Origin of the sequence: Loktanella atrilutea, assembly GCF_900128995.1 — a bacterium.
In the GTDB taxonomy this organism is placed as follows: domain Bacteria; phylum Pseudomonadota; class Alphaproteobacteria; order Rhodobacterales; family Rhodobacteraceae; genus Loktanella; species Loktanella atrilutea.
The window spans coordinates 933001-959976 of the sequence record NZ_FQUE01000001.1 but is presented as its reverse complement, the minus strand read 5'-3'; the positions used below and the strand labels follow the sequence as shown (position 1 = coordinate 959976).

Sequence of the window (26976 nt, the reverse complement as noted above, 5' to 3'; positions counted from 1 at the left end):
GCCGTCAGGAGGCGCCACGCTCCGCGAAGCTCTTGGCAATGAAGTCAGGTGTGTCGTCGCCCATGCCGACCACCTCGGCCTGACGACCGCCGCCGGAGCGGTCGTTGCGGCCGCGCCCCCGGTCGTTCCCGTCGCGCTGTGAACCATTGTCCTGCGGGCCGCGGTCGCTGCGCTCGCCGTTGTTCCCACGATCGTTGCCACGCGCCCCGCGGTCCTGATCGCGCCGCGGGCGGCGTCCGGTCGCGGAAGCATCCGACGAAGCGCGGGGACTACGGTCATCCTGATCCGGTCCGGCCTGCGCCGTATCGGGCTGCGCCGCGCTATCGGTCACCGGGCTCTCCACTGGTTTTGCGGGCTTGGCGGCCGGCTCTGCCGTCGCCACCTCGGGCGTCGCATCTGCGGCCTGCGGCGCGGCATCCGCGGCGTCCTTCGGCGCAGCCTTGCGGCGGGTCCGCTGGCGGCGGGGCTTGTCCTCTCGCGGGGAATCGACATCGTCGATGGGTGCGGTGGTGGTCGGCGGCGTTGCAGCGCCGAGCGGATTGTCCAGACGCGGGATCGCGTTCTGCACCAGCCGTTCCACGTCGCCGAGGTTCTTTTCGTCCCGCGGCGCACAGATCATGATCGCGGTACCGGTGCGGCCCGCGCGACCGGTGCGGCCAATGCGGTGGACGTAATCTTCTGCATGGCTGGGCACGTCGAAGTTGAACACGTGCGTCACCGCCGGGATATCCAGACCGCGTGCCGCCACGTCAGAGGCGACGAGGAACCGGATCGACCCGTCGCGAAAGCCGTCCAGCGTGCGCGTGCGGTGCGACTGGTCAAGGTCGCCGTGGATCGGCTCGGCGTTCAACCCGTGCTTCTTCAGCGACTTCGCCACCACGTCCACGTCGGATTTGCGGTTGCAGAAGATGATCGCGTTGGAACAGGCGTCGCCCTCGGCGGCGATCAGGCGACGCAGCAGGTCGCGTTTCTCGCCGTCGGCCTTGGTCTTGTTGGTGCCCTGGAACATCACCACGCCCTGCTTGATGTTCTCGCCCGTCGTGGCGGCGCGGGCCACCTCGATCTTGGCGGGGTTGGACAGGAAGGTGTTGGTGATCCGCTCGATCTCTGGTGCCATCGTGGCGCTGAAGAACAGCGTCTGGCGGGTGAAGGGCGTCATCTGGAAGATGCGCTCGATATCCGGGATGAACCCCATGTCGAGCATCCGGTCCGCCTCGTCCACGACCATGATCTTGACGTCGGACAGGATCAGCTTGCCGCGCTCGAAATGGTCGATCAGGCGACCGGGGGTGGCGATCAGCACGTCCACGCCCTTGTCGATCAGCTGGTCCTGCTCCTTGAACGACGTGCCGCCGATCAGCAGGGCCTTGGTCAGCTTTGTATATTTGGCATATGCGTCGAAATTCTCTGCCACCTGTGCCGCCAGTTCGCGCGTCGGCGCCAGCACGAGGCTTCGCGGCATCCGCGCCCGCGCCCGGCCGCGGCCCAGCATCGTGATCATCGGCAGGGTGAAGCTTGCGGTCTTGCCGGTGCCGGTCTGGGCGATGCCCAGCACGTCGCGGCCTTCGAGGGCCGGGGGAATCGCCCCGGCCTGGATCGGTGTCGGGGTTTCATACCCGGTATCGATGATCGCCTTGAGGACCTTGGGGTCGAGGTTCAGGTCGGAAAACTTTGTCATGGAGCCCTTTCGCAGATGCGGCTTTGTTGGCCGCAGAACTGCGCGGCCCGCCCGACCATATTGTCGGAGCGTTCGACTGGCATGCCGTTACGCCATAGTTCAGCAATCGTCAAGGTTTAGGCGGAACAGGCGGCGGAGCCGCGGCGTTTACTACCGAATACCACGAAAGGATAAGACATGATCAAGAAGCATGGCACAGCGAACTGGCAGGGCACGCTGAAGGACGGGATCGGCAAGGTCTCGACCCAGACCAAGGCATTGACCGACCACCCCTACGGCTTCAAGGCCCGTTTCGAGGACGGCAACGGCACCAACCCGGAGGAACTGGTTGGCGCCGCGCATGCTGCCTGCTTCGCCATGGCGATGTCGCTTAATCTTGGCGAGAAGGGCTATACTGCCGATAACATCGACGCCAAGTCGACCGTGTCGCTGGAAGAAGTCGACGGCGGCTTTGCCGTGACCAAGGCGCATATCGAGGTGACGGCCACGATCCCCGGCATCAGCGAGGCGGACTTCATGGACGTGGCGCGCGCGACGGAAAAGGGCTGCCCGATCAGCAAACTGCTGAACGCGGAAATCACCATGGACGCCAAGCTGGCCTGACGTCAGACCACCGCCGTCTCGTGCAGCAGCGGCCGGTAGCCGGCGCGCAGGACGGCGACAAGCGGGGCAGGGGTCAGGACCGTGACCTCTGCCCCGCTCTGCTTCGGCGCCGCAGGGCGATAGCCGCCGGTGGTGTAGGCCTGCAATCCCTGCGCGCCGACAAGATGCGCCTCGCCTGCCCACAAGATGCAGGTTCCCGGTGGCAGCGTCGCAAGCTCCTCAGTATGGCGTCGCTGCGCCTTCGTTCCCGCCACAATCCGGGCGGCGTGCAGCGCAGCATCGATGTCCGGCGCGCGCGCATGTTCGCCAGTCGCACTCCTCCACACTTGCTGGAATGCCAGCCAAGCCGTTCTACGGCATGTCGCACAGGGCCTGTGACCCGCGGCCATGGCCACTGCCTCGTCCAGAAAGAAAAGTTCCGTCCACTTGCGCCCCGTCATCGGCTGCCGTCGCCGGTTCTTGTAGTCGAGGGTGCAGGAAATCCACGCCTTGTGCCGCCACCGCGCCGGTCCCAGAACCCCGTCCGCCACGTGCAGAATACCCCGGTTGCCGGTCAGCGTGCCGCGACCGGAGTCGGCCACGATTTCTCCCGTCGGCAAAAGGCGGTTCTGCAGGGTCATGGTTCCAGCCTAAGGCGGGCGTTCGACCATGGCCAGCACCCGTGCGAAGGCTTCTGCCGGCACCGTCCCCTCGTACCAGCCGCGCCGGCCCCAGACCCGCAGCGGCAGACCGGTCACCGCGGCCAGACGAAAGGCGCGCGCGTTCAGGGTGATTGCACCGACCTCCGCCCGCTGGCACCCGTCGATGCAATGAGTGAACAGCCGGTCGTGCGGCACATAGTCCAGTATGACGTTGCCGGATGTCATGCGGTCGACAACGGGCCCGTTCGTGTCGCGGCGCCGTACGTTCGTCAGGACCCCATAGGCGCGCCCCTGCGGCCCCGTGACGATGACCGGACGCGCCGTCATCAGGCCCTTGCCGTCGTCGCCGCGAAAGATTTCCCGTTCCTGTGTCGTGAACGACGTCGTTCCCAACCATGCGTCGTAGGTCTGCAAAACCTCCTCCCCGACGGGGATGCAGGCGGTCAGGCAGACACTCAGCAAAAGGACGATCCAGCGCATGGCCGATCGTACTCCAGTTCGCTTAACGGAAGATGGAGATCAGACCATCATTTCCTTGGTCGCCGACAGGGTGATGTCCGGATAATCGCGGCCCACCCGGTCGATGTCCCACTGCAGGCGGGTCAGAAAGACCGTGTCCCCGTCGTTGTCCAGCGCGATGTGCTGCTTGTTAGCGGCGGCGAACTTGTCCACCGCCTCCTTCTTGCCGTGCACCCACCGGGCAGAGGTGAACTGCGACCCTTCGAAGCGCACCGGCAGGCCGTATTCCATCTCGATCCGGCTGGCGAGCACCTCGAACTGCAGGGCACCCACGACGCCCACGATGAAACCCGACCCGAAGGTCGGCTTGAAAACCTTGGCGGCACCTTCCTCGGCGAACTGCATCAGCGCCTTTTCAAGATGCTTGGCCTTCATCGGATCGCCCGCGCGGGCAGTCTGCAGTAATTCCGGCGCGAAGGACGGGATGCCGGTGACCTTCAGGTTCTCGCCCTCCGTCAGCGTATCGCCGATGCGCAGCTGCCCGTGGTTCGGGATGCCGATGATGTCGCCGGCCCAGGCTTCCTCGGCCAGCTCCCGGTCAGCGGCAAGGAACATAACCGGGTTGGTCACGGCCATCTGCTTCTTCGACCGGACGTGCGTCAGCTTCATCCCCCGCTCGAAATGCCCGGATGCCATGCGGACGAAGGCCACACGGTCGCGGTGCTTGGGGTCCATGTTGGCCTGCACCTTGAAGACGAAGCCGGTGACGGTCTCCTCCTCCGGCGCGATCTGGCGCGGTTCGGCCTTCTGCACCTGCGGTTCCGGGCCGAAGTTGCCGATGCCGTCCATCAATTCCTTCACCCCGAAAGAGTTGATCGCAGACCCAAACCAGATCGGCGTCATGGTGCCCGCCAGCATCGCGTCGTGGTCGAGCTTCGGCATCAGCTCCTGCGCCATCTCGATTTCCTCGAGGAAGGTGCCCAGCAGGTCGGCGGGGATGTGCTCTCGCAGCTTGGGATCGCTTAGCCCGCTGATCCGCACCGACTGCGCCACCTTGTTGCGGTCGGCGCGGTCCATCAGGTCCAGCCTGTCGTTCAGGATATCGTAGGTGCCGATGAAGTCGCGCCCCTTGCCGATGGGCCATGACGCCGGGGTCACGTCGATCGCCAGGTTCTCCTGGATCTCGTCGATGATCTCGAAGGTGTCGCGGCTTTCCCGGTCCATCTTGTTGCAGAAGGTCAGGATCGGCAGATCGCGCAGGCGGCAGACTTCGAACAGCTTCTGCGTCTGGGATTCCACGCCCTTCGCCCCGTCGATCACCATCACTGCGGCATCGACCGCCGTCAGCGTGCGGTAGGTGTCCTCGGAGAAATCCGAGTGGCCGGGCGTGTCCACCAGATTGAACCGGTATCCGTCGAAGTCGAACGACATGGCCGAGGCCGAGACCGAGATGCCCCGGTCCTTTTCCATCTGCATGAAGTCCGACCGCGTGCGCCGCGCCTCGCCCTTGGCGCGGACCTGTCCGGCCATCTGGATCGCGCCGCCATACAGCAGGAACTTTTCCGTCAGCGTCGTCTTGCCGGCGTCCGGGTGCGAGATGATCGCAAAGGTCCGGCGGCGGGCGATCTCGGGGGGCAGTTGGGGGCGATTTGTCATGGCCCTGCCTTAGCGCGGCGCCGTGACAAGGGCAATGCGGACTGCAGCGACCGGGGCATAAGGACCGTGCCACAACAGCCGATAACGCGCTTGCTATCCTATAACACCGCCAGTGCGCTTGCCTAGCGATGCGGCCAGATCATCTGATTACATCAGACCGCCGCACCATGCCGTGGCCGACTCTCATTGAAAGGATCCTGCCATGATCTCGATCACCCGAAACAGCCTTCTGGCCCTCGCGCTCGGCGCCCTTGCGGCCTGCGGCGGCACGACGGTGCCGCTACCGGCACCCGGCGGCAACGCCTATCCCGGCGACAACCTGCTGTCCTCCGGCGGGGCGGGACGCCTGTCGCTGCGCGAGATCCAGACCGTCGGCGAAAGGCTGGCGCCGGGATACAACGCCGCAGGCGTCACGACGAAGGCCGCGGTCCCGGTCAGCGGGCGAGCCAACTATCTGGGCTACGTGTCAGGCAACATGCAGGCCGCCAACCTGAACAGCGGTCAGCCCGTCGGCCTGAACGGCCTGACGGAGCTTGGCGTCGATTTCGGATCCCAGCGCGTCGGCGGCACCGTCGGCAACTTCGTCACGTCCAGCGGCAACCAGATCGCCGGCAACCTGAACATCGACGGCACACTGAACCGGTCGATCAATCGCTCTCAGGTCACGATCCTTGGCGACGTGAACGGCACGATCAACGGCGGAACCATCGGTGTCGACGGCACGATCACCGACAATCAGGGACGCGCCGGCGGGTTCAAGGGCAACTCGGCCCAGTACATCGGCCTGCCGATGCGCGGCGCGATCAATGCCAATGGCCGACCGGGCACCTTTGCATTGGACGGCGTGCTGGGCAGGACGTCTCGCTGACGGACGCGGCGCATCGGGACATTTCTTTACCCGAAATTAACTGTGTATTGCGAGTCTGGGGACGTCCAAACGGAGGTTCCCATGCGCGCCAGCGGTCTGATCCTGTCACTGACGCTTCTTGCCGGATGCGGCGGGGGTGGTGGCACCGGCAGCCCTGCCGGGCTGACGCCCGCGAATATCGACGATGGCCTGAATGGCCTTCCGGTCAGCGATCCGACCCTTTTGCCGGTCAGCGGGCGGGCGGAATACAACGGCTACATGCGGGCGCGGCTGCCGACGGGGCCGGATGGCGCGCGGGTCGAGCATTTGGGCGACCTGCGGCTCGACGTGAACTTCGCCGCCGCCTTCGACCAGATCAGGGGCGAGGCCTCGGGGTTCGAGGCCCGTGATGCAATCCCGCTCGACGGCACGCTCGCCATCACCAAGGGCAACATCTATCGCGACACCGACCCCACGGCCGCCTACAGCTTCGACGGCGATGTCGATGGCACGTTGCGGCAGGGCACGACACCCTACCGGATCGATGCGTCGATCGAGGGGGAGTTTCTAGGCACCGGGCAGACGGCGGTCAGCGGCCTTCTGTTTGGCGACGTGACGGGGCCAGAGGGTCTCGACGTGTTCGACGGCAGCTTTGCGGGCACCCGCCGCGCCGACTGACCAGAGGTCAGTTTGAAGAGGCGCGGCGCAGCAGGGCGACCGCATCACCGATGCTGAGCAGTGATTCGCGCACCTCGTAATCGAGGTGGTGGCGGTGGCCGTGACCCCGGCGCACGCTTTCGTCCAGATGGTCGGGCAGCGCGGACCGGGTGCGCGGGTCGATCAGCAGCGATTCCGCGGCGATCCCCTCGGCATAGATGATCTGATGCTGATCGAACAGCAGCTGGAAATAGTCGACGAAGCCGCCGTCCTGCTGATAGACGGTGTCGCCGTTGATCAGATGGCGCACCTTGACCAGCACCTCGTGCCGGCCCGCGCCCAGACGGTCCTGCCGCTGGTAGACAAAGAGCCTGTGATCCGGGCTGAGTATCAGGTCGTTGGCGTTGTGCAGCGCCCCTTTTGCAATGACGACCGGAGCGAAATCGCCCACGGCCCTCAAGGTCGTGTGGCCGACCCAGCGCACGACCTGCGGACCGTCGTCGCGGGTCAGCACCCGGTCGCCCACGCGCACATCCTCGATGGCGACCTGCGCACCGGACGCCATGGTGATCCGGGTGCCCCGGGTGAACGACACGCTCGCCATTTCGGCAAAGCGGATCGTGGCGATCTGCCGGTCGACGCCGACAAGGCGGTAGGGCTGGTTGGGCGCAAGGTTGGCCAGCGGCAGCAGGTGCACCCCCTCGACCCCGCCGGAGACGACCTCGACCAGGATCAGGGCCTCGTAGGTCTTGCCGTCGATCGCCATCAGCGTGATGCAGCAGTCAAGAAAGACGTCGCTGCCCGGCATCCCTGTCTGCCCGCCGGGCGCCACCCGGAATTGCCCCGCATCGGCCTGCGGTTCCAGCGCAAGCACCAGTGGCCGTGTGGGCGCTGTCAGCTCGTAGACATCGTCCAGCACAAGCTCGTCGGCAAAAGTCATAGGCTCGCCAAAGGCCACGCCGTCGGTGACCCGCAAGGCATCCGCGGGCAGGACATGCACGCTCTGGCTTTTAGGGGCGCGCGGCGGCATCGTGTTCCTTTATGAGCGAGGACGACGGTGTCACTCGCTTGCTGCACGGTTCGGACCTTGTCAATCCATGACCTAGTAGGGTTAACACGTCGTCAATCGTCAAGAGGCAGCAGCCGTCACATCTGAAGGAGGACAATCATGGATCTGGGGATCAAGGGACGCAGGGCGCTGGTCTGCGCAGGATCAAAAGGACTGGGCCGCGGCTGCGCCATGGCACTGGCAGAGGCCGGTGTCGACATCGTGCTGAACGCCCGCGGCGCCGAGGCGCTGGAGCGGACGGCAGACGAAATCCGCACCGCCCATGGCGTGACGGTCACGACCGTCGCCGCCGACGTGGCCGATGCAGACGACCGGGCGCGCCTGCTGGACGCGGCCGGGCAGATCGACATCCTCGTGAACAACGCCGGCGGCCCGCCGCCGGGCGTGTGGTCGGACTGGGACCGGGCGGATTTCATCAAGGCGCTGGATGCCAACATGCTGGCGCCGATCGCGCTGATGACGGCGCTGCTGCCCGGCATGATCGACCGCGGCTGGGGCCGGGTGGTCAATATCACTTCGGGCTCCGTCAAGGCGCCGATCGCGCAGCTGGGCCTGTCGAACAGCGCCCGTGCCGGCCTGACCGGCTATGTCGCGGGCACGTCGCGGCAGGTGGCGCCGCACGGTGTCACGATCAATAACCTGTTGCCCGGCATCCATGCCACCGACCGGGCAGACTCGCTGGACGGCAACGTGGCGCGGGCACAGAACATCTCTGTAGAGGATGCCAAGGCGCAGCGGATCGCCACGATCCCCGCCCGCCGCTACGGCGAGGCGGCGGATTTCGGCGCCATGTGCGCCTTCCTCTGTTCCGAGAGGGCGGCCTTCATTGTGGGTCAGAACATCCTGCTGGACGGCGGCGCGATCAACGCGACGCTTTGACGGCGCCTTGTGATCGCGGGCGGGTGTTGCTAGGTCGAAGCCCGAGCGTTTTGATAGAGTAATCCATGCCCGCGATCCCGCGCCTCGAAATCTCCGGTCTGGCCAAGCGGTTGGGCGACCATCAGGTCGTCGATGACGTCAGCCTGTCGGTAATGCCGGGGCAGGTGACCTGCCTGCTTGGCCCCTCGGGCTGCGGCAAGTCCACGACCCTGCGCATGATCGCGGGGGTCGAGGACCCGGATGCGGGCCGGATCGACGTGGATGGCCGGACGCTGTGGCAGGACGGGCGCAGCGTGCCGCCGGAACAGCGCTCAATCGGCCTGATGTTTCAGGACTTCGCCCTGTTTCCGCACCTGAGTGTCGCCCAGAACGTCGCCTTCGGCCTGAAGCTGGATCGCGCAGCCGCAAGGGCGCGGGTCGTCGATCTGCTGGCCAAGGTCGGCATGAGCCGCCATATCGACCGCTTTCCGCACGAGCTGTCGGGCGGCGAACAGCAGCGTGTGGCCCTTGCCCGCGCCCTTGCACCGCGCCCAAAGGTCATGCTGATGGACGAGCCGTTTTCCGGCCTCGACGACCGTCTGCGCGACGACATCCGGGACGAGACGCTCGACGTGCTGAAGGCCGAGGGCACCGCCGTCCTGCTGGTCACGCACGAGCCCGGAGAGGCGATGCGCATGGCCGACGAGATCGCGCTGATGCGCGGCGGACGGATCGTGCAGCGTGGCGCGCCCTACAACATCTATAACACGCCGGTGGACCTGCAGGCCGCGGCGTTCTTCAGTGATATCAACGTGATCCGCGGCGTTGTTCATGGGGCGCTGACGGACACGCCCTTTGGCCAGTTCCTCGCCCCCGGCGTGCCGGACGGGACCGCCGTTGACATCTGCATCCGCCCGCAGCACTTGAAGATCGACTTCGACCGCGCCGGGCGCGGGCCGCATCCAACGCCGATAGAAGGCACGCCTGCCCGCGGTGTCGTGCAGCGGGCGCGGTTCATGGGATCGGAATCGCTGGTCGAGTTCCGCATGGACTACGACGGCACGATTCTGCGGGCCCAGATCCCCTCCGTCTTCCTGCCGAAACCCGGCACGCCGCTTTGGATCATGATCCGGCGCGACCGGTGCTTCGTTTTTCCGGCCGTGGCCTGATTTCATCCCGAAAACAAGAGCTTCCGGCTTCTAGTTGTCCTTGCTCAGCCGTGCCGCACGCCCGCCGCGCCGGCGGGTGATCTGGCCGGCCCGCGCGGGCAGTTCCGCCATGACCGCACGCCGTGCCTCCGGTGTCATCCGCGACCAGGCACCGATCTCGTCGATGGTGCGCAGGCAGCCGGTGCAGAGCCGGCTTTCGGAATGGATCACGCAGACCTTCACGCAGGGGCTGTCGATCTCGTCACGCTTCCAGACGTTGTCGGTGCTGTCGGTCATGGATTGGCCTTCAAGTGACGGATGCGGTCGAGTGCCCCTTGCAGGATATAGGCGGCGGCGACGTGGTCGATCACCTCGGCGCGACGTTTGCGGGACGTATCCGCCTCCAGCAGCGCACGCGTCGCGGCGACGGTGGACAGACGCTCGTCCCAATAGGTGATCGGCAGCGGCGTCAGCCGTTCGAGGTTACGGGCAAAGGCGCGCGTCGCCTGACAGCGCGGCCCTTCGCTGCCATCCATGTTCAGCGGCAGGCCCAGCACAAGCCCGGTGATCTGGCGCTTTTCGCACAAGTTCAGCAGGGCGGCGGCATCGACCCCGAATTTCTTGCGCTTGATGGTTTCCATAGGGGTGGCCACCCCGCGCAAGACGTCGGACACGGCGACGCCGATGGTCACGGTCCCAAGGTCGAGCCCCGCCAGCGGCCCCAGCGGCGGCACCTCGGTCAGAAAGGACGCAACGTCTTCGCGGATCATTCGGCGACGCCTGCGGATTTCGCAGCCGCTTCAAGCACCTGCATGCCGACGCTGTCATCGGCAAAGGTGGTCTGCGCCTCGGCCCAGACCATACCGGCCTTGTCCGTATCACCCAGCACGCCGTAGGCGGTGATCAGGCGCGCCCAGTCCGACGCCGGCCCGCCCTGGGACCCCAGCCGCTCTGCCAGTTGCGCCACCATGCCGCCGATCATCGCCTCGCGGTCTTCCGGCGACATGTCCTGTGCAGCGGCCATCTCGGCCATGCCGGGGCCCTTGACCTCCGGCAGGCGATACTCGACCCCGGCGCGGGCGGCCGCATCCTCGATCTGCGCGCGGGCCAGATCGGCGTGGAAGGACGCATCCCCGCTTTCCACGATCGGCCGCCAGAAGCGGAAGGCGACATCGGGCCGGCCGGTCTGGTTGTAGAGCGCACCCATGTAGTAGCGCCCGGCGACATTCGCGTCGTCGCGGGCCAGCAGATCGCGGGCTTTTGCCTCGGCCTCTGGCGACACGACGCCGTTCGCGGCGGCAACCATCAGGTCGAGCTGGCGCTGCAGGTCGTCCATCGTCGCCGCGTCGCCCTTCAGCGCGACGACGCGGTCCTGCGCGGTCAGTGCCGCGGCATAGTTGCCGAGCCGCGTCTCGTGGAACGACAGCAGCGTCCAGCCTTCCAGATCGTCTGGCCGTGTCGGCACCACGGCCCGCAGTTGTGCGATCTGGTCGAGGTAATCCTGCGGCGCATCGACGGGCGGAGGGGCGGGGGCCGCCGCCTGCAGCGCGGCCTGATCGGGGCGGTTGGCGCGCATCTCCTCGGCCTGTGCCAGACGGGCGGCGATGGGCTGGTCCGGCTCTCCCGGCGCACCGAGGTCGAGGTAGGTCAGTGCCCCCAGACCCAGCAGCACCACGGCGATCACCCCGGCCACGGCCCGGCTGGCCCATGCGGGCGCGGTGCCGCTGGCCTGTTCCGTGCGGCTGACGCTCAGCAACCGGCGCGAGATCTCGGCACGGGCGCGGTCCGCCTCCGCCGGGTTCAGCACCCCGCGGGCGACGTCGCGGTCGACCTCCTCCAGCTGGCCCTTGTAGAGTGCGATCTGCGGATGCGCGACGGGCGCTGGCGCCGGACGCAGCAGGGGCGCGGCCAGCAGAAGGGCGATGCCCAGTGCCATGACGATACAGATGATCCAGAACACGTTGCTTCCCCCGCAGTTCCGCACCTACCTAGTCGCCCGCGCGCGCCCTGAAAACCCCGCATGCCGCAGGCTGCGACGCGCGACCGCAGGGCGATGTCGCAAAACCCCGCTGTCTTGCCGCTGCCAGTATCCTCCTTTATGCCCGGACCCGTCAGGAAAGGCGTGCAGACCCGCGCGCAGCCGCTTGAGGATTCACGCCAGATGAAACGCTATTCCGCCTTTGCCATCGCCCGCGAAGCGTTCCGCCAGCACACCGGCTGGACCCGCGCCTGGGGGCAGGCGGAACCCAAGCCGCGCTATGACGTGATCGTCGTGGGTGCTGGCGGGCACGGCCTCGCGACGGCCTATTATCTTGGCAAGAATTTCGGCATCACCAACGTCGCGGTGCTGGAAAAAGGCTGGCTGGGCGGCGGCAACACCGGGCGCAACACGACCATCATCCGAAGCAACTATCTGCAGGACCCTTCCGCCGCGATCTACGAAAAATCCCGCAGCCTGTACGAGACACTGAGCCAGGACCTGAACTACAACGTCATGTTCAGCCCCCGCGGCGTGATGATGCTGGCCCAGACCCAGCACGAGATCCGCGGCTATCAGCGCACCGCCCATGCCAACAGCCTGCAGGGTGTCACGACGGAATTCATTACGCCCCAGCGGGTCAAGGAACTGTGCCCGATCATGAACATCGACGGGCCGCGCTATCCGGTTCTCGGCGCATTGTGGCAGGCCCGCGGCGGCACGGCGCGGCACGACGCCGTCGCCTGGGGCTATGCCCGCGCCTGCGCCGACATGGGCATGGACATCATCCAGCAGTGCGAGGTCACGGGGGTCGTGACCGAGGGTGGCAAGGTCACCGGCGTCAACACCTCGCGCGGCGACATCAAGTGCAACAAGCTGGCCATGGTCGTGGCAGGCCATGCCTCCGTTCTGGCACAGAAGGCCGGTTTCCAGCTGCCGATCGAAAGCGTGGCACTGCAGGCGCTGGTGTCAGAGCCGATCAAGCCCTGCATGGACGTCGTCGTCATGGCGAATACCGTCCACGGCTACATGTCCCAGTCGGACAAGGGCGAGATGGTGATTGGCGGCGGCACCGACGGCTACAACAACTACACCCAGCGCGGCAGCTTCCATCATATCGAGGAAACCGTCCGCGCCCTGGTCGAAACCTTCCCCATCGTCGGACGGCTTAAAATGCTGCGCCAATGGGGCGGCATCGTGGATGTGACCGGCGACCGGTCGCCGATCCTGTCGAAGACTCCGGTAGATGGCATCTTCGTCAACTGTGGTTGGGGCACCGGCGGGTTCAAGGCGATCCCCGGATCAGGTTGGGCGATGGCGGAACTCGTGGCCAAGGGACAGTCGCCCCTGACCGAAGAATTCAGCATGAACCGTTTCCGCCACGGCAAGTTCATCGACGAAAGCGTGGCGGCGGGGGTGGCTCACTGATGGGCGGCAAATCGCGCATCGTCATCATCTTCGTCGGGGCCGGGAACCGGACGGCGGCTTGCGACGTTTTGTCGCCAAGTAACACATTGATGGAGCACGCCCCATGTCCGATCGCAACACCGACCCGAACCGCGTCAACACCGATCCCGACCGCGTCAGGACCGATCCGAACCGGCCCAACACCACGAACATCCACAACACGACGACCCCGGCGGTCGAGCGTCGCAGCGGCGGCAGCTCTGCGCTGGTCATTGGTATCGTCATCGTCGTTCTGGCCGTGCTGGCTTACCTGTTCCTTGGCGGCAATGATGGCGGCACCGTCGCCACGACCGATACGACGACCGAGGCGCCTGCCGCCGATGCCGTCGGCGACGCCGCAAGCGATACTGCAACAGCCGTCGGCAACGCGGCCGAGAACGCTGCCGAAGCGACCGGCGATGCAGCCGAAAACGCAGCGGATGCAACCGGTGACGCCGTCGGCGATGCGACCGACGCACCCACAGCCGACGCGCCTGCGGCCAACAACTAAGCGGTCTTCACCGTCCGACCTTCGGGCCGTCCGATCCCTGCGGGGATCGGGCGGCCCTTTCGCGTTTTCATGCCCCCTGCCAAAGGCCGTCCCATGCTGATCCTGCATTGTCCCCATTGCGACCGCATGGTCGATGAAACCGATCTTCACCCGGGCGGCGAAGCACATCTCAAGCGTCACGGGCCAGAGGCGGACGCCGAGGCATTCGAGAACTATCTTTTCATGCGCGAGAACCCCAAGGGTGTGCACTTTGAACGCTGGCGGCATGTCTACGGCTGCGGCAAGTGGTTTCTGGCCGCGCGCAACACCGCCACGCTGGAGGTCTATGGCACCTATCCCGCCCAGACACACCAGCCGCCGCAGACCATCCGAGACACGATCACAGAACGGCAGCCCGGTTGGGCATGGGGAGATTTTCGATGAGGCTGCGCACCAACGGACGGCTGGTCCGCAAGAACCGGCCGGTGCATTTCTCGTTCAACGGCAAGGCGATGCAGGGCTATGCGGGCGATACGCTGGCGAGCGCGCTGTTGGCAAACGACCAGATCCTGGTCGGCCGGTCGTTCAAGTACCATCGCCCGCGCGGCATCGTCGCCGCCGGGACGGAAGAGCCGAATGCGCTCGTCGAACTGGGTCGCGGGGACCGGCAGGAACCCAATGTGCGGGTCACGCAGGTCGACCTTTACGAAGGTCTTGTCGCGCGCAGCCAGAACCACTGGCCCAGCCTCGAATTCGACGTGGGCGTGATCAACGCGAAGCTTTCGCGCTTTCTGCCCGCCGGTTTCTACTACAAGACGTTCATTCAGCCGCGTGCCTTCTGGAAGCATGTCTACGAGCCCATCATCCGCCGGTCGGCGGGTCTGGGGGCGGCGCCGGAAACGGCTGATGACAATACCTACGAGCACTTTAACGTCACCGTCGATGTCCTTGTGATCGGAGGCGGAATTGCCGGTCTCGCGGCAGCGCTGGCGGCGGGTCGGGCCGGTGCGCGGGTGCTGTTGTTGGAACAGACCTCTGGCTGGGGCGGACGCGCCGTCGTCGACCGTCCGATGATCGAAGGACAGTCGGCGCAGGATTGGGTCAACGTCACCTTGGGCGAGCTTCACGCGATGCCGAATGTCGACATGCGCGTGCGCTGTCAGGGCGCCGGCGTCTATGACCATGGCTATGCGCTGGCACACGAGCGTCTGACGGACCACGCGCCGAAACAGGGTGGCCCGCGCCAGCGGCTGTGGCGGATCCGGGCGGGACAGATCGTCACCGCGACGGGCGCCATCGAACGACCCTTGTCCTTTGCTTACAATGATGTGCCGGGCGTTCTTCTGGCGGCATCCTTGCGCGATTACGTCGTGAACTACGGCGTCGCCGTGGGACAGCGCACCGTGATCGTAACGAATAACGACGATGCCTACCGCACGGCGCTGGCATTGCACGCCGCCGGGCTGGACGTGCCAGCGGTCATCGACGCGCGCCCCGCGGCGCAGGGCGCGCTGCCGGAACAGGTCAGGGCCCTTGGCATCCGCGTGCTGGCGAACAGCGCCATCGGCGCGGTCGAGGGCGGCAAGCGCGTGACCGGCGTCAGCATCTGCGCGCAGGACGGCACGGGCGGGCAGACCGAACAGATCGCCTGCGACTGCGTCGCCATGTCCGGCGGCTGGTCGCCCGTCGTGCACCTGTGGTCGCACTGCGGTGGCAAGCTGGTCTGGGACGAGGCGCAGGCCATGTTCCGCCCCGACGCCGACCGCCCGCCCACGGGCGCGGACGGTGCCGGCTTCGTCACGGCGGCGGGCACGGCGAACGGCCACCTGTTCACGGCAGAGGCGATCGCCGACGGTTTCGGCGCCGGCCGCAAGGCCGCATCGACCGCAGGACACGTCAAAAAGCCCGGTCAGGCCCCGATGGGCGACGACGCGGCAGAGGATCCGATGGCCCCGGTCTGGATCATGCCCGCGCAGGCACCCTACGACATGCGCGCCAAGATGTGGCTGGATTATCAGAACGATGTGAAGGTCAGCGACGTGCAGCTGGCGGCACAGGAAGGCTTCCGGTCCGTCGAGCACACGAAGCGCTACACCACGCTCGGCATGGCCACGGATCAGGGAAAACTGAGCAACGTCAACGGACTCGCCGTGCTTTCGGATGCACTGGGTGAAGCGATCCCGCAGGTCGGCACCACGACCTTTCGCCCGCCCTATACGCCGTTGCCGCTGGCCGCGATCGCCGGTGTCGCACGGGACGAGCTGTTCCAGCCGGTGCGCCGCACGCCGGTGCAGGACTGGCACGAGGATCACGACGCCGACTTCGAACCCGTCGGCCAGTGGCGCAGGCCCTATGCCTATCCGCGCGGCGACGAGTCCAGTCACGACGCCGTCACACGAGAAGTAAAGAACACCCGCGAAGCCGTCGGCCTCCTTGATGCGTCCACACTGGGCAAGATCATCGTGAAGGGGCCCGACGCGGGCCGGTTCCTCGACATGATCTATACCAACATGATGTCGACGTTGCCGGTGGGCAGTTGCCGCTACGGCCTGATGTGTTCCGAAAACGGTTTCCTGATGGACGACGGCGTCGTCGCCCGCATGGATGACGACACATGGCTGTGCCACACCACGACCGGCGGCGCCGACCGCATCCACGCGCATATGGAGGACTGGCTGCAAACCGAATGGTACGACTGGCAGGTCTACACCGCAAACGTGACAGAGCAATACGCCCAGTTCGCCGTCGTCGGCCCCAAGGCGCGCGACCTGCTGCAGGACATCGGCGGCATGGACCTGACGCAGGAGGCGCTGCCCTTCATGCGCTGGACCACGGGCACCCTCGGTGGCTTCGACGTGCGGATCTTCCGCATCAGCTTCTCGGGCGAGCTGTCGTTCGAGATCGCGGTGCGAGCCGGGCAGGGTGCGGCCTTCTGGGACCTGCTGGTCAAACATGGTGAACCGCTTGGCCTGATGCCCTACGGCACAGAGGCACTGCACGTCCTGCGGGCCGAGAAGGGCTTCATCATGATCGGGGACGAGACCGACGGAACGGTGATCCCGCAGGACCTGAACCTCGACTGGGCGATTTCGAAGAAGAAGGACGACTTCCTGGGCAAGCGGGGCCAGATGCGGACGCACATGCAGGACCCCGACCGCTGGAAGCTCGTAGGTCTGGAAACGCTTGACGGGTCCGTCCTGCCGGACGGCGCCTACGCGGTGGACACGGGCGAGAACGTGAACGGGCAGCGCAATACGCAGGGGCGCGTGACCTCGACCTACTATTCGCCGACGCTGGGCAAGGGAATCGCGATGGGTCTGGTGCGGCGCGGACCGGAACGTATGGGCGAGGTGATCGCCTTTACCAAAACGGGCGGCGGCACGGTCGATGCCCGCATCTGCGACCCGGTGTTCTATGACAAGGAAGGGAAGAAGCAGAATGTCTGAGCCCGTCAGCGCCCTGCGGGGCCGTGCCACATCCGGCAGCGTTCAGGTCAGCGACATGGGCCTGCAGGGCATGATCAGCCTGCGTTGCGACCTGTCCTTCGGCAAGCTGAAGGCGTTGTCGAAGGATCTGGTCGGCGCCCCGGTCCCCGCCCTGCGCGAGGCGCAGGTGCGCAACGACCGCGCCGCGCTGTGGATGTCGCCGGACGAACTGCTGTTCCTGATGCCCCATACCGAGGTCGACGACGCGCTGTCCCGGATCGCCAAGGCGATGAAGGACCAGCATCATCTGGCGCTTGACGTGTCGGACGCGCGGGCCCTGCTGCGGGTGGAGGGGCCCTTTGCGCGCGAGGTCATCGCAAAGCTGGCCCCGGTCGATCTGCATCCCGATGTCTTCGGTCCCGGTCAGGTGCTGCGCACACGGCTGGGCCAGATCGCGGCGGCGTTCTGGATGACGGATGCGCAGACCTTTCAGGTGATCTGCTTTCGCTCGGTCGCGCACTACGCCTTCGACCTGCTGGAAGCCTCGGCCAAGGCGGGGCCGGTCGGGCACTTTCCACGCGGAACCTGACCTGCTTTCAGGGGTTGACCCGGTGAGCAATCGCGCATCCATTCGCACGAACGAACCACAATAGAAAAGGGGTCACACCATGGCTTTCGAACTTCCCGATCTTCCCTATGCCCACGACGCGCTGGCAGCAAAGGGCATGTCCAAGGAAACGCTGGAATATCACCATGATATCCACCACAACGCCTATGTGACCAACGGCAACAAGGCGATCGCCGGCACCGAGTGGGAGGGCAAGTCCCTCGAAGAGATCATCAAGGGCACCTACGACAAGAACGCCGTGGCGCAGTCCGGGATCTTCAACAACATCAGCCAGCTGTGGAACCACAACCAGTTCTGGGAAATGATGTCGCCCAACGACAGCAAGATGCCGTCCGAACTGGAGAAGGCGATCACCGACAGCTTCGGCTCCGTCGACAAGTTCAAGGAAGAGTTCTCTGCCGCTGGCGGCGGTCAGTTCGGGTCCGGCTGGGCCTGGCTGGTCAAGGATACGGACGGCGGTCTGAAGGTCACCAAGACCGAAAACGGCGTCAATCCCGTCTGCTTCGGTCAGACTGCGCTGCTGGGCTGCGACGTGTGGGAACATTCCTATTACATCGACTTCCGCAACAAGCGTCCCGCCTACCTGACCAACTTCCTCGACAATCTGGTCAACTGGGAAAACGTCGCGAGCCGGATGTAATCCCGCCAGCGATTGATCTAAACGAGGGCCCGTGCGATCTGCGCGGGCCCTTTTGCATCGGATGACGCCATGACCTTGCCGACCAACGACGACATCGCGCGTGCCGCGCGGGCGATTGCCGCCCAGACCATTCGCACGCCGGTGTTGTCCCTGTCCTCCGACCGTTGGCGGGACATCCTGCCGGACGCGGCCAGCGTCACGATCAAGCTGGAGCTGTTCCAGCAGGCGGGGTCGTTCAAGGCACGCGGCGGGCTGCTGGGCATCCGGGCGCTGGACGCCGCGCAGCGGCGCGCGGGGGTGGTTGCGGCCAGCGGCGGGAATCACGCGCTGGCGGTCAGCTGGGCGGCGCAGGCGGCGGGCGTTAGCGCACGGATCACGATGCCCGATACCGTCGATTCCCTGCGCATCGACGGCTGCCGCGCGATGGGGGCAGAGGTGACGCTTTGCGCCGACATGCCCGCCGCCTTTGCCGAGATGGACCGCGTCGTGGCGGAGGAGGGGCGTGCGATCCTACATCCCTTTGAGGGCGATCACATGACGCTGGGCGCCGCCGTCTGCGGTGCGGAATATGCGGCCCAAGCGCCGCAGGTTGATACGCTGGTCGTCCCCGTCGGCGGTGGCGGTCTGATCGGCGGCATGGGGGCGGCCTTCAAACGGGCAAGGCCCGACTGCACCGTGATCGGTGTCGAACCGACCGGTGCCGACAGCATGACCCGCAGCCTTGCCGCCGGGCATCCCGTGGCCCTCGACCGGATCACCACGATCGCCGACAGCCTCAGCGCACCGCGGGCGATGCCGCAGTCCTTTGCGGTGGCGCAGGCGGTGGTCGACCGGATGGTGCATGTCACCGACGATCAGATGCGGGCGGGCATGGGGCACTACATGGACGTGCTGCGGATCCTTGCGGAACCCGCCTGCGCCGCGTCCCTTGCTGCGATCTGCGGACCGCTGCGCGACGATCTGGCGGGACGGCACGTCGGCATCATCGCCTGCGGATCGAACATCTCTGTCGCCCGGTGGCGCGCGCTGATGGCCAGCTAGGCGGAACAATCGCCGTGCCGGCCCGTTGGTTTCCCAAGCGAAACAGACGACAGGAGAGCACCATGGCAGAGCGCAAACGCTCCACCGACGGCGGGTCCGAAACGGAGGCGCTGATCGGCAATCCCCCCGCGGCACCGGATCAAAGCGGCACCGCAGGCGGTGCACTGGCCGAGAGGGTCGCTAGCCGCGACTCGGAGAAACGTGTCACCGAGAGTCCCGATAGCCATACCGATGCCACCAAATCCGACAAGATCGCCACCAATCAGGATGTTCGCAATGACTAGGATCAAGAATGGCACATGGGTCGTCGTTGCCGACGGCGAGAAGGCACTTTTCCTGCGAAACATAACTGATGGCGAGGATCCGAACCTCGAGGTCATCCGTAAAGAAGAGCAGGATAATCCCAAAGACATCGACCAGTCCGCCAACCGGCCCGGTCGCGTCGGCCAGTCTGCCAACCCCGGCAAGTCGGCCTATGACGACACCGACTGGCACGAGCTGGCGAAGGACCGCTTCGCCGCCGATCTGGCGGACATCCTTTACGAGCGGGCCCACAAGGGCAAGTTCGACTCCGTCGTGCTGGTCGCCTCGCCCAACGTTCTGGGCGAATTGCGCGACAAGCTGCATCAGGAGGTGACGGACAAGGTCGTGGGCGAGATCCCAAAGACGCTGACCAATCACCCGATCAAGGATATCGAGGATATCGTGAAATCCGACCTCGCTGCCTGAGGGCCGCGCACGTTGGGGACAGGGGCCACGTCGCAGGGCGTGGCCCTTTTTCGTGACTTGCAGAGGGGGCGGATTTGGGATCACAACGGCGGCACCCTTCATAGGAAGCCCCATGCCAGTGTCGCCCGGTGCCAAAGGTATCCTCGCCCTGATCGTCACCTGCACGATCTGGGGCCTGTCGTCGCTCTACTATCACCTGCTGGCTCATGTCCCCTCGCTGGAGGTGCTGTGTTACCGCACCCTGTGGTCGCTGATCTTCTTTGCCGCTCTGCTGGCCGCCCAAGGTCGCCTGTCAGAGGTGCGTGACGCCCTGCGCAACTGGCGCACCCTGCGGGTCATCGTGGCGGCCGCGGTGATGATTTCGCTCAACTGGTTCGGCTTCATCCACAGCATTTCGATCGGCAACGCGCTTGAGGCGTCGCTGGGCTACTACATCTTCCCGCTCGTCGCCGTGGTGATGGGGGCGGTCGTGTTCAAGGAAAAACTGAGCGCCGCGCAGATCGCGGCGGTGCTGCTGGCGGCTCTCGCGGTGCTGGTTCTGACCATCGGCCTCGGCGTGGCGCCCTGGATCGCGCTCTTCCTTGCCGGCACCTTCGGCGCCTACGGGGTGCTGAAGAAGGGGCTCGATCTGGGCGGCGTCGTGTCGGTGACGGCAGAGGTCACGGTCCTGGCGCCCTTCGCCATGCTGTGGCTGATCTTTCAAGGGACGGAACTGGGCCCCCACGCGATCGACTGGTCCGACATGGCGCTGCTGGCGCTGTCCGGCATCCTGACGGGACTGCCGCTGATCCTGTTCAGCTTTGCGGCACGACGCGTGCGGCTGTCGACGGTGGGGCTGGTGCAATATCTGAACCCCACGCTGCAGTTCGCTTGCGCGGTGCTGTTCTTTGGCAATCCGCTGACGCCGTGGCACGCCATCGCCTTTCCGATGATCTGGTCTGCGCTGGCACTCTATTCCCTGTCGTCGATCAACGCGGACCGGGCCGCGCGGCGACGCGCAAGGGCCGCGGCCTGAACCCACCTGTGTTCGCCAAGCCATCGTCGCGGCTCAGGATATCGTAATCGAGACCGGCGGACTTGCCCGCAGCGCCGGTTTGCGCCAGCCTGTGCGCCATGCGGGCCCGGCGGGGCCCGGATTACACCCGGGGGGGTCTGGAATGGCGCAAGACAGGGCGCGGATGGTGGGCGGTGCGGTTCTGGCTGCGGCTTTGGCCGTGGCTGTCGTTGCGCTGCTGCCGCGGGTCAGCCCCGATCTGGCGCCACAGGGCACACCCGTCGCAAGCGCCGCAACCGGCGCGACCCTTGAGTCGAGTGCCGCCCCTCTGCCCGATCCCGTGCCGCAGACGACCCCCGCGGCACCGCAGGACGGACCGCGGGTCGATACCTTCCTTCTGGGACCGGATGGCGTTGCGGTGGTGGCCGGCAAGGCGACGCCCGGCGCCCGCGTGACGATCCTTCTCGACGGTGCGCCCCTGACCGAGGCGCTGGCCGACGGCAGCGGTGGCTTTGCCGCGACGACGCAGATCGCGGCCTCCGACCTGCCGCGCAGCCTGACCTTCGCCGAAAACGACGAAGCGGCCAGCGGCGAGGCCGTATTGGTGCGCCCCGGCGCCGGATCACCGCCACCGGATAACGTCGTCGCGATGGCGACCACATCCGACGCTATGCCGACCCCGGGGAAGACCGGAGCACCCAAGACAGACACGGTTCAGACAGAAGCCGACGCGGATGCAGTGGCTTCGGGTCCGACCGATGCAGAGGGCAAGGGGACGCGCGAAACCGCAATCGTGCCTGCTGACGAAGCTGCGGCAGATGGAACCGCAACCGCGCTTGCGGACGGGGCCGCGGCGGTTGACGCCCTCACCGCACCGGTCGACGGAAACGACGAGGCCAGCATCGCGCCCTCCGAGGGGGTCCAGTCGGCAGGAACCGGAACGGAACGTACGGCAGTCGGGTCGGTCGGGACCGCAGCCGCCGGGGAAATCCGGCAGCCGGGGACCGCGGCAGCGGCGCAAGCCATGACCGCCGAGGCGGTGGCGGGCGCCCCCGAGACCGGCAGCGCGCCGCAGGTCATGACAAAAGCCCCCGCCACCACCGCCCCCACCATCGTCGTCGATGCGGCTGGGGCCCGCGTGCTGGGGCAGGGGCCGCAGGTCATGGACCGCGTCGCCCTCGACGCGATCACCTACGACACGACCGGAGAGGTGCAGCTGGCCGGGCGCGCACCCACCGACGGCACGCTGCAGGTCTACATCGACAACCGCCCCGTCACCACGGCGCCGGTGAACACCGGCGGCGACTGGCGGGTGACGCTGCCGCAGGTCGATGCGGGCACCTACACGCTGCGGATCGACGCGCTCGACGCGCAGGGTCAGGTCGCCAGCCGGGTCGAGACACCGTTCCGCCGCGAAACGCCGGAGACGGTGCAGGCCGCGACCGATGCGGGTGCGGCCATGGGCGCCCTGACCCAGACGGTGCAGCCGGGCTCGACGCTCTGGGCGATCGCCCGCGACCATCTGGGCGAGGGAATGCTTTATGTCGCAGTCTTCAACGCCAATGCCGACCAGATTCGCGACCCGGATCTGATCTATCCCGGGCAGGTCTTCGTCATCCCGGACCGCGTGCCCGACCGGTGACGGACTGGCCATCGGCCGGGGCGGCCCTTAGGTAGGGGCATCAGCCAAGGGAACGCCATGCGCCGCCTGTCCAAGACCGAAGCCAATTTCGACCCCAACGCCCGGATCGAGGGGTGGAACGTTATCCGCAAGGTGGCGCCCTACCTCTGGCCCAAGGGCGACCGGAACACGCAGATCCGCGTTCTCGCGGCGATCAGCGTGCTTCTGCTGGCCAACGCGATCGCCGTCGGCACGCCATTCCTCTACAAGGCGGCGGTTGATTCGCTCGCGGCAGAGGCGCGGGACGACACATGGCTGATCGCCCTCGGCGCCGTGTGGCTGACGGTGCTTTACGGGCTGTCACGGCTGGCGACGACGGGACTGACGCAGTTGCGCGACGTGATCTTCACCCCCGTCGGGCAACGCGCGCTGCGGACGCTGGCGCTGGAAACCTTCACCCACATCCACCGCCTGTCGATGCGCTATCACATCACGCGCAAGACCGGTGGCCTGTCCCGCATCATCGAGCGCGGTGTGAAGGGCGTCGATTTCCTGATGCGCTTCCTGATCTTCTCGATGGGGCCGCTGGTGCTGCAGCTTCTGATGATCTCCGTCGTGCTCTTCTTCAATTTCGACGTCTGGTACATGGTCGTCGTGGTCGTCACCATCGCCCTTTACGTCTGGTTTACCTTCACCGTGACCGAATGGCGGGTGAAGATCCGCAAGGTGATGAACGAGCAGGACACCGACGCCAACCAGAAGGCCATCGACAGCCTGCTGAACTTCGAGACGGTGAAGTATTTCGGCGCCGAGAAATGGGAGGCCGGGCGCTACGACAGCGCCATGCGGCTGTACGAGACCGCGGCGGTGCGGACGAACTACTCGCTCGCCTTCCTGAACTTCGGTCAGTCGCTGATCATCACGGCGGGGCTGGTGATCGTCATGGTCATGGCCGCCATCGGCGCGCGGGCCGGCACGCTGACCGTGGGCGATTTCGTCATGGTCAACGCCTACATGATCCAGATCACCATGCCGCTGAACTTCCTCGGCACGGTCTACCGCGAGATCCGGCAGGCGCTGATCGACATGGGCGACATGTTCAACCTGCTCGAACAGCCCGCAGAGGTGACGGACAAGCCCGGCGCGGTGCCGCTTAAGGTCATGGGGGGCCGGATCGAACTTGCCGACGTCCATTTCGGGTATGACAAGGCGCGGCCGATCCTGAAAGGCGTCGACCTGACCGTGCAGCCGGGGCAGACGGTGGCGATCGTCGGTTCCTCGGGTTCCGGCAAGTCGACAATCGGGCGGCTGCTGTTCCGGTTCTACGACGTGACGGGCGGGGCGGTGCGGATCGACGGGCAGGACGTGCGCGACGTCACGCAGGACTCGCTTCACGCGCAGATCGGCGTGGTGCCGCAGGACACGGTGCTGTTCAACGACACCATCCATTACAACATCGCCTACGGCCGGCCCGACGCGACCGAGGCCGAGATCCGAGAAGCCGCGCGCGCCGCCAACATCCACGACTTCGTCATGTCGTTGCCCGACGGCTACGACACCACCGTGGGCGAACGCGGGCTGAAGCTGTCGGGCGGCGAGAAGCAGCGCGTCGGCATTGCGCGGACCCTGCTGAAGAACCCGCCGATCCTGCTGCTGGACGAGGCGACCAGCGCCCTCGACACCGACACGGAACGCGAGATCCAGCGCGAGCTGCGGATGATGGGGCATGGGCGCACGGTCATCACCATCGCCCACCGCCTGTCAACCATTCAGGACGCCGACCGAATCGTCGTGCTGGAAAACGGAGAGATCGTCGAAAGCGGCACCCACGACGCCCTGCTGGCCGCGCCCGGACGCTATGCCCAGCTATGGAATCGGCAAAGCGAGGAGGAAGAGGCCGCGTGAGCAAGGACTATCCGCGTACGCCGGACGGGCGGTATTTCGTATCGAAAGGGCGACTCTGGCGCTGCACCAACCCCACGCTCGACGACACGACGCGCCGCGCGGCGGTCAAGGCGCTGATGCGGGCCCGTCGGGCCGTCGGGCAGGCGACAGGGGACGCGGCGATCCGTGCTGCCCGCGACCGAGTGGATGCGGCCAAGCGCGACCTTGGCGAACGCGGTCCGGTCTGGTGGAACGACGGCGCGCCGGACGAGGGCGGCAAGCACCCGAAGAACACGTCCTACGCCGACTGGTGGGCCCGTCTTGACCCCGAGACACAGGCGCGTGGCAGCTGAAAGGTGCGCCAGCGCGCAGCGTGACAGCGCAGCAGCGCGGATTGTCATGCTGCCGGTCCCGCTGTAGCGTGCCGCCGAACTTCAGCAGATCAGGTCCCCCACGATGTCACTTTTCCGCATGGCCCTGATTCTGGGCCTTCTGTCGGCCGTCGGCCCCTTTGCCATCGACATGTACCTGCCGGCGATGCCTGCGCTGGCTGCATCGCTCGGCGTCAGCGAGACGGCGGCGCAGATGACCTTGACCAGCTATTTCGTGGCCTTCGGTCTGGCGCAGCTGGCCTATGGCCCGTGGTCCGATCAGGCCGGGCGCAAACGGCCGCTCTTCGTGGGCCTTGCGATCTTCATCCTCGGCAGCGTCACCGCTGCCATGGCGCCGACGATCGGCGTCCTCGTCGCCGCCCGCGCGGTGCAGGGGATCGGCGGCGCGGTCCTGATGGTGGTGCCGCGCGCCGTCATCCGCGACACGGCGACCGGCACGGCAGGGACGAAGATGATGGCCATGGTGATGCTGGTGATCTCGGTCTCGCCCATGCTGGCGCCGCTGGCGGGTTCCGGCCTGATCCAGCTGGGCGACTGGCGGCTGATCTTCTGGGTGCTGTGCGGGGCCGCCGCGGTCGGCCTGCTGATCACGGGCTTTGCGCTGCCGGAAACCCTCGCGGCCGAGAATCGGCAGAAGGTCCATGTCGGATCGCTGCTGGCGGGGGCCAGGGTGCTGCTGACCGACCCGGTCTTCATGGGTCTGACCTTCATCGGTGGCTTCGGCATGGCGAGCTTCTTCGTCTTCATCGCCAGCGCGGCCTTCGTCTATGTCCAGCAGTTCGGACTCTCGCCCACCGGCTTCTCGCTCGCCTTCGCGATCAATGCGGTCGGCTTCTTCTCGGCCAGTCAGGCCGCCGGCCCGTTGGGAGAGCGGTTCGGCATCGTGCCGCTGATGCGCTGGGGCGTAATAGGGTTCGCGGGCTTCACGCTGGCACTTCTGGCGTTGACGCTCGCGGGTTTCGTGTCGCTGCCGCTGATCGTGGCGATGCTGTTTCTGGCGAACGCCTGCCTTGGCGTGGTGATCCCGACGACAATGGTCATGGCACTGGATGCCCACGGCCGCATCGCGGGGCTGGCGTCGAGCCTTGGCGGCACGCTGCAGATGCTGGCGGGGGGCGTGATGATCGCGCTCACGGGCCTTTTCTTCGACGGCACCGCCTTGCCGATGGTCGCGGCGATCGCGCTTTGCGCGGTCTGCGCGCTGGCGCTGGCACTGGCGACACTGGGTCGCGTCGCCCGCAGCCAGACCACCCCCGCCTGATCCGGCGGCACAATCCGGCGGGGACGGGGGGGCGGGCCTTGGCAATCCTTGCCGCTTCACGTTAAGAAGCGCACAAAGGCGGCCCCACCACGCAGGGGGCCGCAGGCGGGGGACGAACATGAGCGATTCGGACAGTTTCATCAACGAAGTCAGCGAAGAGGTCCGCCGCGACCGCCTTTTCGCGACTATGAAGAAATACGGCTGGATCGCGATCCTTGCCGTCGTGCTGCTGGTCGCCGGTGCCGCCTGGACCGAATACCGCGCGGCACAGACCCGCGCCGCCGCCGAGGCGACGGGCGATGCGCTGCTGTCCGCCCTTGCCACCAACGATCCCGAAGCCCGCGCCGCGGCGCTGGAGGGGCTGCCCCAGACCGGTGAATCCGCCGCCGCCGGCCTGCTGATCACCGCCGCCGCCCAGCAGGAGGCGGGCGATACCGCCGCCGCGACGCAGACGCTTGACGCGCTGGCCGCCCGTGCCGAAGTGCCCGCGATCTACCGCGACCTCGCCGCCTTCAAAGCCGCGATGCTGGACGCGGGCAACGATGTCGCGGCCCGCCGCGCCCGGCTGGAGCCTCTGGCCGCGCCCGGCCAGCCCTTTGCCCTTCTGGCGCAGGAACAGTTGGCGCTGGCGGATCTGGCTGCGGATGACCGCGACAGCGCCGTGACGCGTCTGACCGCGATCCTGAACGATGCCGGTGTCACGCAGGGCTTGCGTGACCGCGTGCAAACCCTGATGGTGGCGCTGGGTGAAACCCTGCCCGAAGCCGCCGCAAACGATGCGGCGGCGCCTGCCGACGTGACACCGACCAATCCCTGAAAGGGCGCCTTGCC

28 protein-coding genes are annotated in these 26976 nt (G+C 66.5%); 20 read left to right on the top strand and 8 right to left on the bottom strand.

The annotated features are described in order from the left end of the window. Positions 1-4 precede the first annotated feature (4 nt). Positions 5-1678 carry a DEAD/DEAH box helicase gene (locus BUA54_RS04640; protein WP_072855985.1) on the bottom strand — a complete coding sequence of 558 codons (1674 nt, stop codon included), beginning with the start codon at positions 1676-1678 and terminating at the stop codon, positions 5-7. Positions 1679-1855: 177 nt separating this feature from the next. Here BUA54_RS04640 and BUA54_RS04635 point away from each other — a divergent pair, with 177 nt between their 5' ends. Next, the gene (locus BUA54_RS04635) at positions 1856-2281 is read left to right on the top strand and encodes an OsmC family peroxiredoxin (protein WP_072855984.1); all 426 of its coding nucleotides are present in this window, start codon (positions 1856-1858) and stop codon (positions 2279-2281) included. Positions 2282-2283: 2 nt separating this feature from the next. Here the strand turns inward: BUA54_RS04635 and BUA54_RS04630 are convergent, their stop codons facing one another. Genes BUA54_RS04630 through BUA54_RS04620 form a run of 3 tightly spaced genes read right to left on the bottom strand, consistent with a single transcriptional unit; the run spans position 2284 to position 5037 of the window. Beyond that, positions 2284-2901, bottom strand: coding sequence for a hypothetical protein (locus BUA54_RS04630; protein ID WP_072855983.1), 618 nt, complete (start codon positions 2899-2901; stop codon positions 2284-2286). Positions 2902-2910: 9 nt separating this feature from the next. Continuing rightward, positions 2911-3402 (bottom strand): hypothetical protein, encoded by a 492-nt coding sequence (locus tag BUA54_RS04625; protein WP_072855982.1) that lies wholly within the window; start codon positions 3400-3402, stop codon positions 2911-2913. Positions 3403-3441: 39 nt separating this feature from the next. After that, entirely contained in the window at positions 3442-5037 is a 1596-nt protein-coding gene (locus tag BUA54_RS04620; protein ID WP_072855981.1) for a peptide chain release factor 3, read from the bottom strand. 202 nt (positions 5038-5239) lie between these two features. Between BUA54_RS04620 and BUA54_RS04615 the strand changes: the two genes are divergently transcribed. Then, positions 5240-5905, top strand: a complete 666-nt coding sequence (locus tag BUA54_RS04615; RefSeq protein ID WP_072855980.1) for a hypothetical protein — start codon at positions 5240-5242, stop codon at positions 5903-5905. Between the two features lie 81 nt (positions 5906-5986). Then, positions 5987-6562: a hypothetical protein gene (locus BUA54_RS04610; protein WP_072855979.1), complete on the top strand. Its 576-nt coding sequence runs from the start codon at positions 5987-5989 to the stop codon at positions 6560-6562. 7 nt (positions 6563-6569) lie between these two features. Here the strand turns inward: BUA54_RS04610 and BUA54_RS04605 are convergent, their stop codons facing one another. Beyond that, on the bottom strand, positions 6570-7571 hold the full coding sequence (locus tag BUA54_RS04605; protein ID WP_072855978.1) for a Hint domain-containing protein: 1002 nt from the start codon (positions 7569-7571) through the stop codon (positions 6570-6572). Positions 7572-7709: 138 nt separating this feature from the next. Here BUA54_RS04605 and BUA54_RS04600 point away from each other — a divergent pair, with 138 nt between their 5' ends. Both BUA54_RS04600 and BUA54_RS04595 read left to right on the top strand, forming a co-directional pair. Next, positions 7710-8489, top strand: coding sequence for an SDR family oxidoreductase (locus BUA54_RS04600; RefSeq protein WP_072855977.1), 780 nt, complete (start codon positions 7710-7712; stop codon positions 8487-8489). Positions 8490-8554: 65 nt separating this feature from the next. Then, positions 8555-9637, top strand: a complete 1083-nt coding sequence (locus tag BUA54_RS04595) for an ABC transporter ATP-binding protein (protein ID WP_072855976.1) — start codon at positions 8555-8557, stop codon at positions 9635-9637. A 30-nt stretch (positions 9638-9667) separates the two neighbouring features. Here the strand turns inward: BUA54_RS04595 and BUA54_RS04590 are convergent, their stop codons facing one another. The 3 genes from BUA54_RS04590 to ccmI are packed head-to-tail and all read right to left on the bottom strand — an operon-like array spanning position 9668 to position 11576. Continuing rightward, positions 9668-9913: a DUF1289 domain-containing protein gene (locus tag BUA54_RS04590; protein ID WP_072855975.1), complete on the bottom strand. Its 246-nt coding sequence runs from the start codon at positions 9911-9913 to the stop codon at positions 9668-9670. Next, positions 9910-10386 (bottom strand): Holliday junction resolvase RuvX, encoded by a 477-nt coding sequence (gene ruvX / locus BUA54_RS04585; protein ID WP_072855974.1) that lies wholly within the window; start codon positions 10384-10386, stop codon positions 9910-9912. Before ruvX ends, BUA54_RS04590 begins: the two co-directional genes overlap by 4 nt. Next, complete coding sequence (gene ccmI, locus BUA54_RS04580; protein WP_245810556.1) at positions 10383-11576, bottom strand: c-type cytochrome biogenesis protein CcmI; 1194 nt, start codon at positions 11574-11576, stop codon at positions 10383-10385. Before ccmI ends, ruvX begins: the two co-directional genes overlap by 4 nt. 201 nt (positions 11577-11777) lie before the next feature. On the opposite strand from ccmI, the gene BUA54_RS04575 reads away from it, so the two are divergent. From BUA54_RS04575 to BUA54_RS04505, 15 genes are all read left to right on the top strand, one after another. Beyond that, a complete protein-coding gene (locus tag BUA54_RS04575) occupies positions 11778-13022 on the top strand; it encodes a sarcosine oxidase subunit beta family protein (protein WP_072856153.1) in 1245 nt (414 codons plus the stop codon). A gap of 103 nt (positions 13023-13125) precedes the next feature. Next, positions 13126-13551, top strand: coding sequence for a hypothetical protein (locus BUA54_RS04570; protein ID WP_072855973.1), 426 nt, complete (start codon positions 13126-13128; stop codon positions 13549-13551). A 93-nt stretch (positions 13552-13644) separates the two neighbouring features. After that, positions 13645-13974, top strand: a complete 330-nt coding sequence (locus tag BUA54_RS04565; RefSeq protein ID WP_072855972.1) for a sarcosine oxidase subunit delta — start codon at positions 13645-13647, stop codon at positions 13972-13974. Next, a complete protein-coding gene (locus tag BUA54_RS04560; protein WP_245810555.1) occupies positions 13971-16976 on the top strand; it encodes a sarcosine oxidase subunit alpha family protein in 3006 nt (1001 codons plus the stop codon). Before BUA54_RS04565 ends, BUA54_RS04560 begins: the two co-directional genes overlap by 4 nt. Then, positions 16969-17544 carry a sarcosine oxidase subunit gamma gene (locus tag BUA54_RS04555; protein WP_072855970.1) on the top strand — a complete coding sequence of 192 codons (576 nt, stop codon included), beginning with the start codon at positions 16969-16971 and terminating at the stop codon, positions 17542-17544. Before BUA54_RS04560 ends, BUA54_RS04555 begins: the two co-directional genes overlap by 8 nt. Positions 17545-17623: 79 nt before the next feature. Then, positions 17624-18223: a superoxide dismutase gene (locus BUA54_RS04550; RefSeq protein WP_072855969.1), complete on the top strand. Its 600-nt coding sequence runs from the start codon at positions 17624-17626 to the stop codon at positions 18221-18223. A gap of 69 nt (positions 18224-18292) precedes the next feature. Next, positions 18293-19264, top strand: a complete 972-nt coding sequence (locus BUA54_RS04545) for a threonine ammonia-lyase (protein WP_072855968.1) — start codon at positions 18293-18295, stop codon at positions 19262-19264. Positions 19265-19326: 62 nt separating this feature from the next. Then, a complete protein-coding gene (locus tag BUA54_RS04540) occupies positions 19327-19548 on the top strand; it encodes a hypothetical protein (protein ID WP_072855967.1) in 222 nt (73 codons plus the stop codon). Then, positions 19541-19993: a host attachment family protein gene (locus BUA54_RS04535; RefSeq protein WP_072855966.1), complete on the top strand. Its 453-nt coding sequence runs from the start codon at positions 19541-19543 to the stop codon at positions 19991-19993. Before BUA54_RS04540 ends, BUA54_RS04535 begins: the two co-directional genes overlap by 8 nt. Positions 19994-20105: 112 nt before the next feature. Further along, a complete protein-coding gene (gene rarD, locus BUA54_RS04530) occupies positions 20106-21008 on the top strand; it encodes an EamA family transporter RarD (RefSeq protein WP_072855965.1) in 903 nt (300 codons plus the stop codon). Positions 21009-21150: 142 nt separating this feature from the next. After that, a complete protein-coding gene (locus BUA54_RS21360) occupies positions 21151-22629 on the top strand; it encodes a LysM peptidoglycan-binding domain-containing protein (protein WP_084114063.1) in 1479 nt (492 codons plus the stop codon). A gap of 57 nt (positions 22630-22686) precedes the next feature. Next, positions 22687-24513 (top strand): ABCB family ABC transporter ATP-binding protein/permease, encoded by a 1827-nt coding sequence (locus tag BUA54_RS04520; protein ID WP_072855964.1) that lies wholly within the window; start codon positions 22687-22689, stop codon positions 24511-24513. Next, positions 24510-24845 carry a hypothetical protein gene (locus BUA54_RS04515; protein ID WP_245810554.1) on the top strand — a complete coding sequence of 112 codons (336 nt, stop codon included), beginning with the start codon at positions 24510-24512 and terminating at the stop codon, positions 24843-24845. The genes BUA54_RS04520 and BUA54_RS04515 overlap by 4 nt, the downstream gene beginning before the upstream one ends. Positions 24846-24948: 103 nt before the next feature. Then, positions 24949-26145 (top strand): multidrug effflux MFS transporter, encoded by a 1197-nt coding sequence (locus BUA54_RS04510; RefSeq protein ID WP_072855962.1) that lies wholly within the window; start codon positions 24949-24951, stop codon positions 26143-26145. Positions 26146-26263: 118 nt separating this feature from the next. Continuing rightward, positions 26264-26962, top strand: a complete 699-nt coding sequence (locus BUA54_RS04505) for a hypothetical protein (RefSeq protein WP_072855961.1) — start codon at positions 26264-26266, stop codon at positions 26960-26962. Positions 26963-26976: the final 14 nt, after the last annotated feature.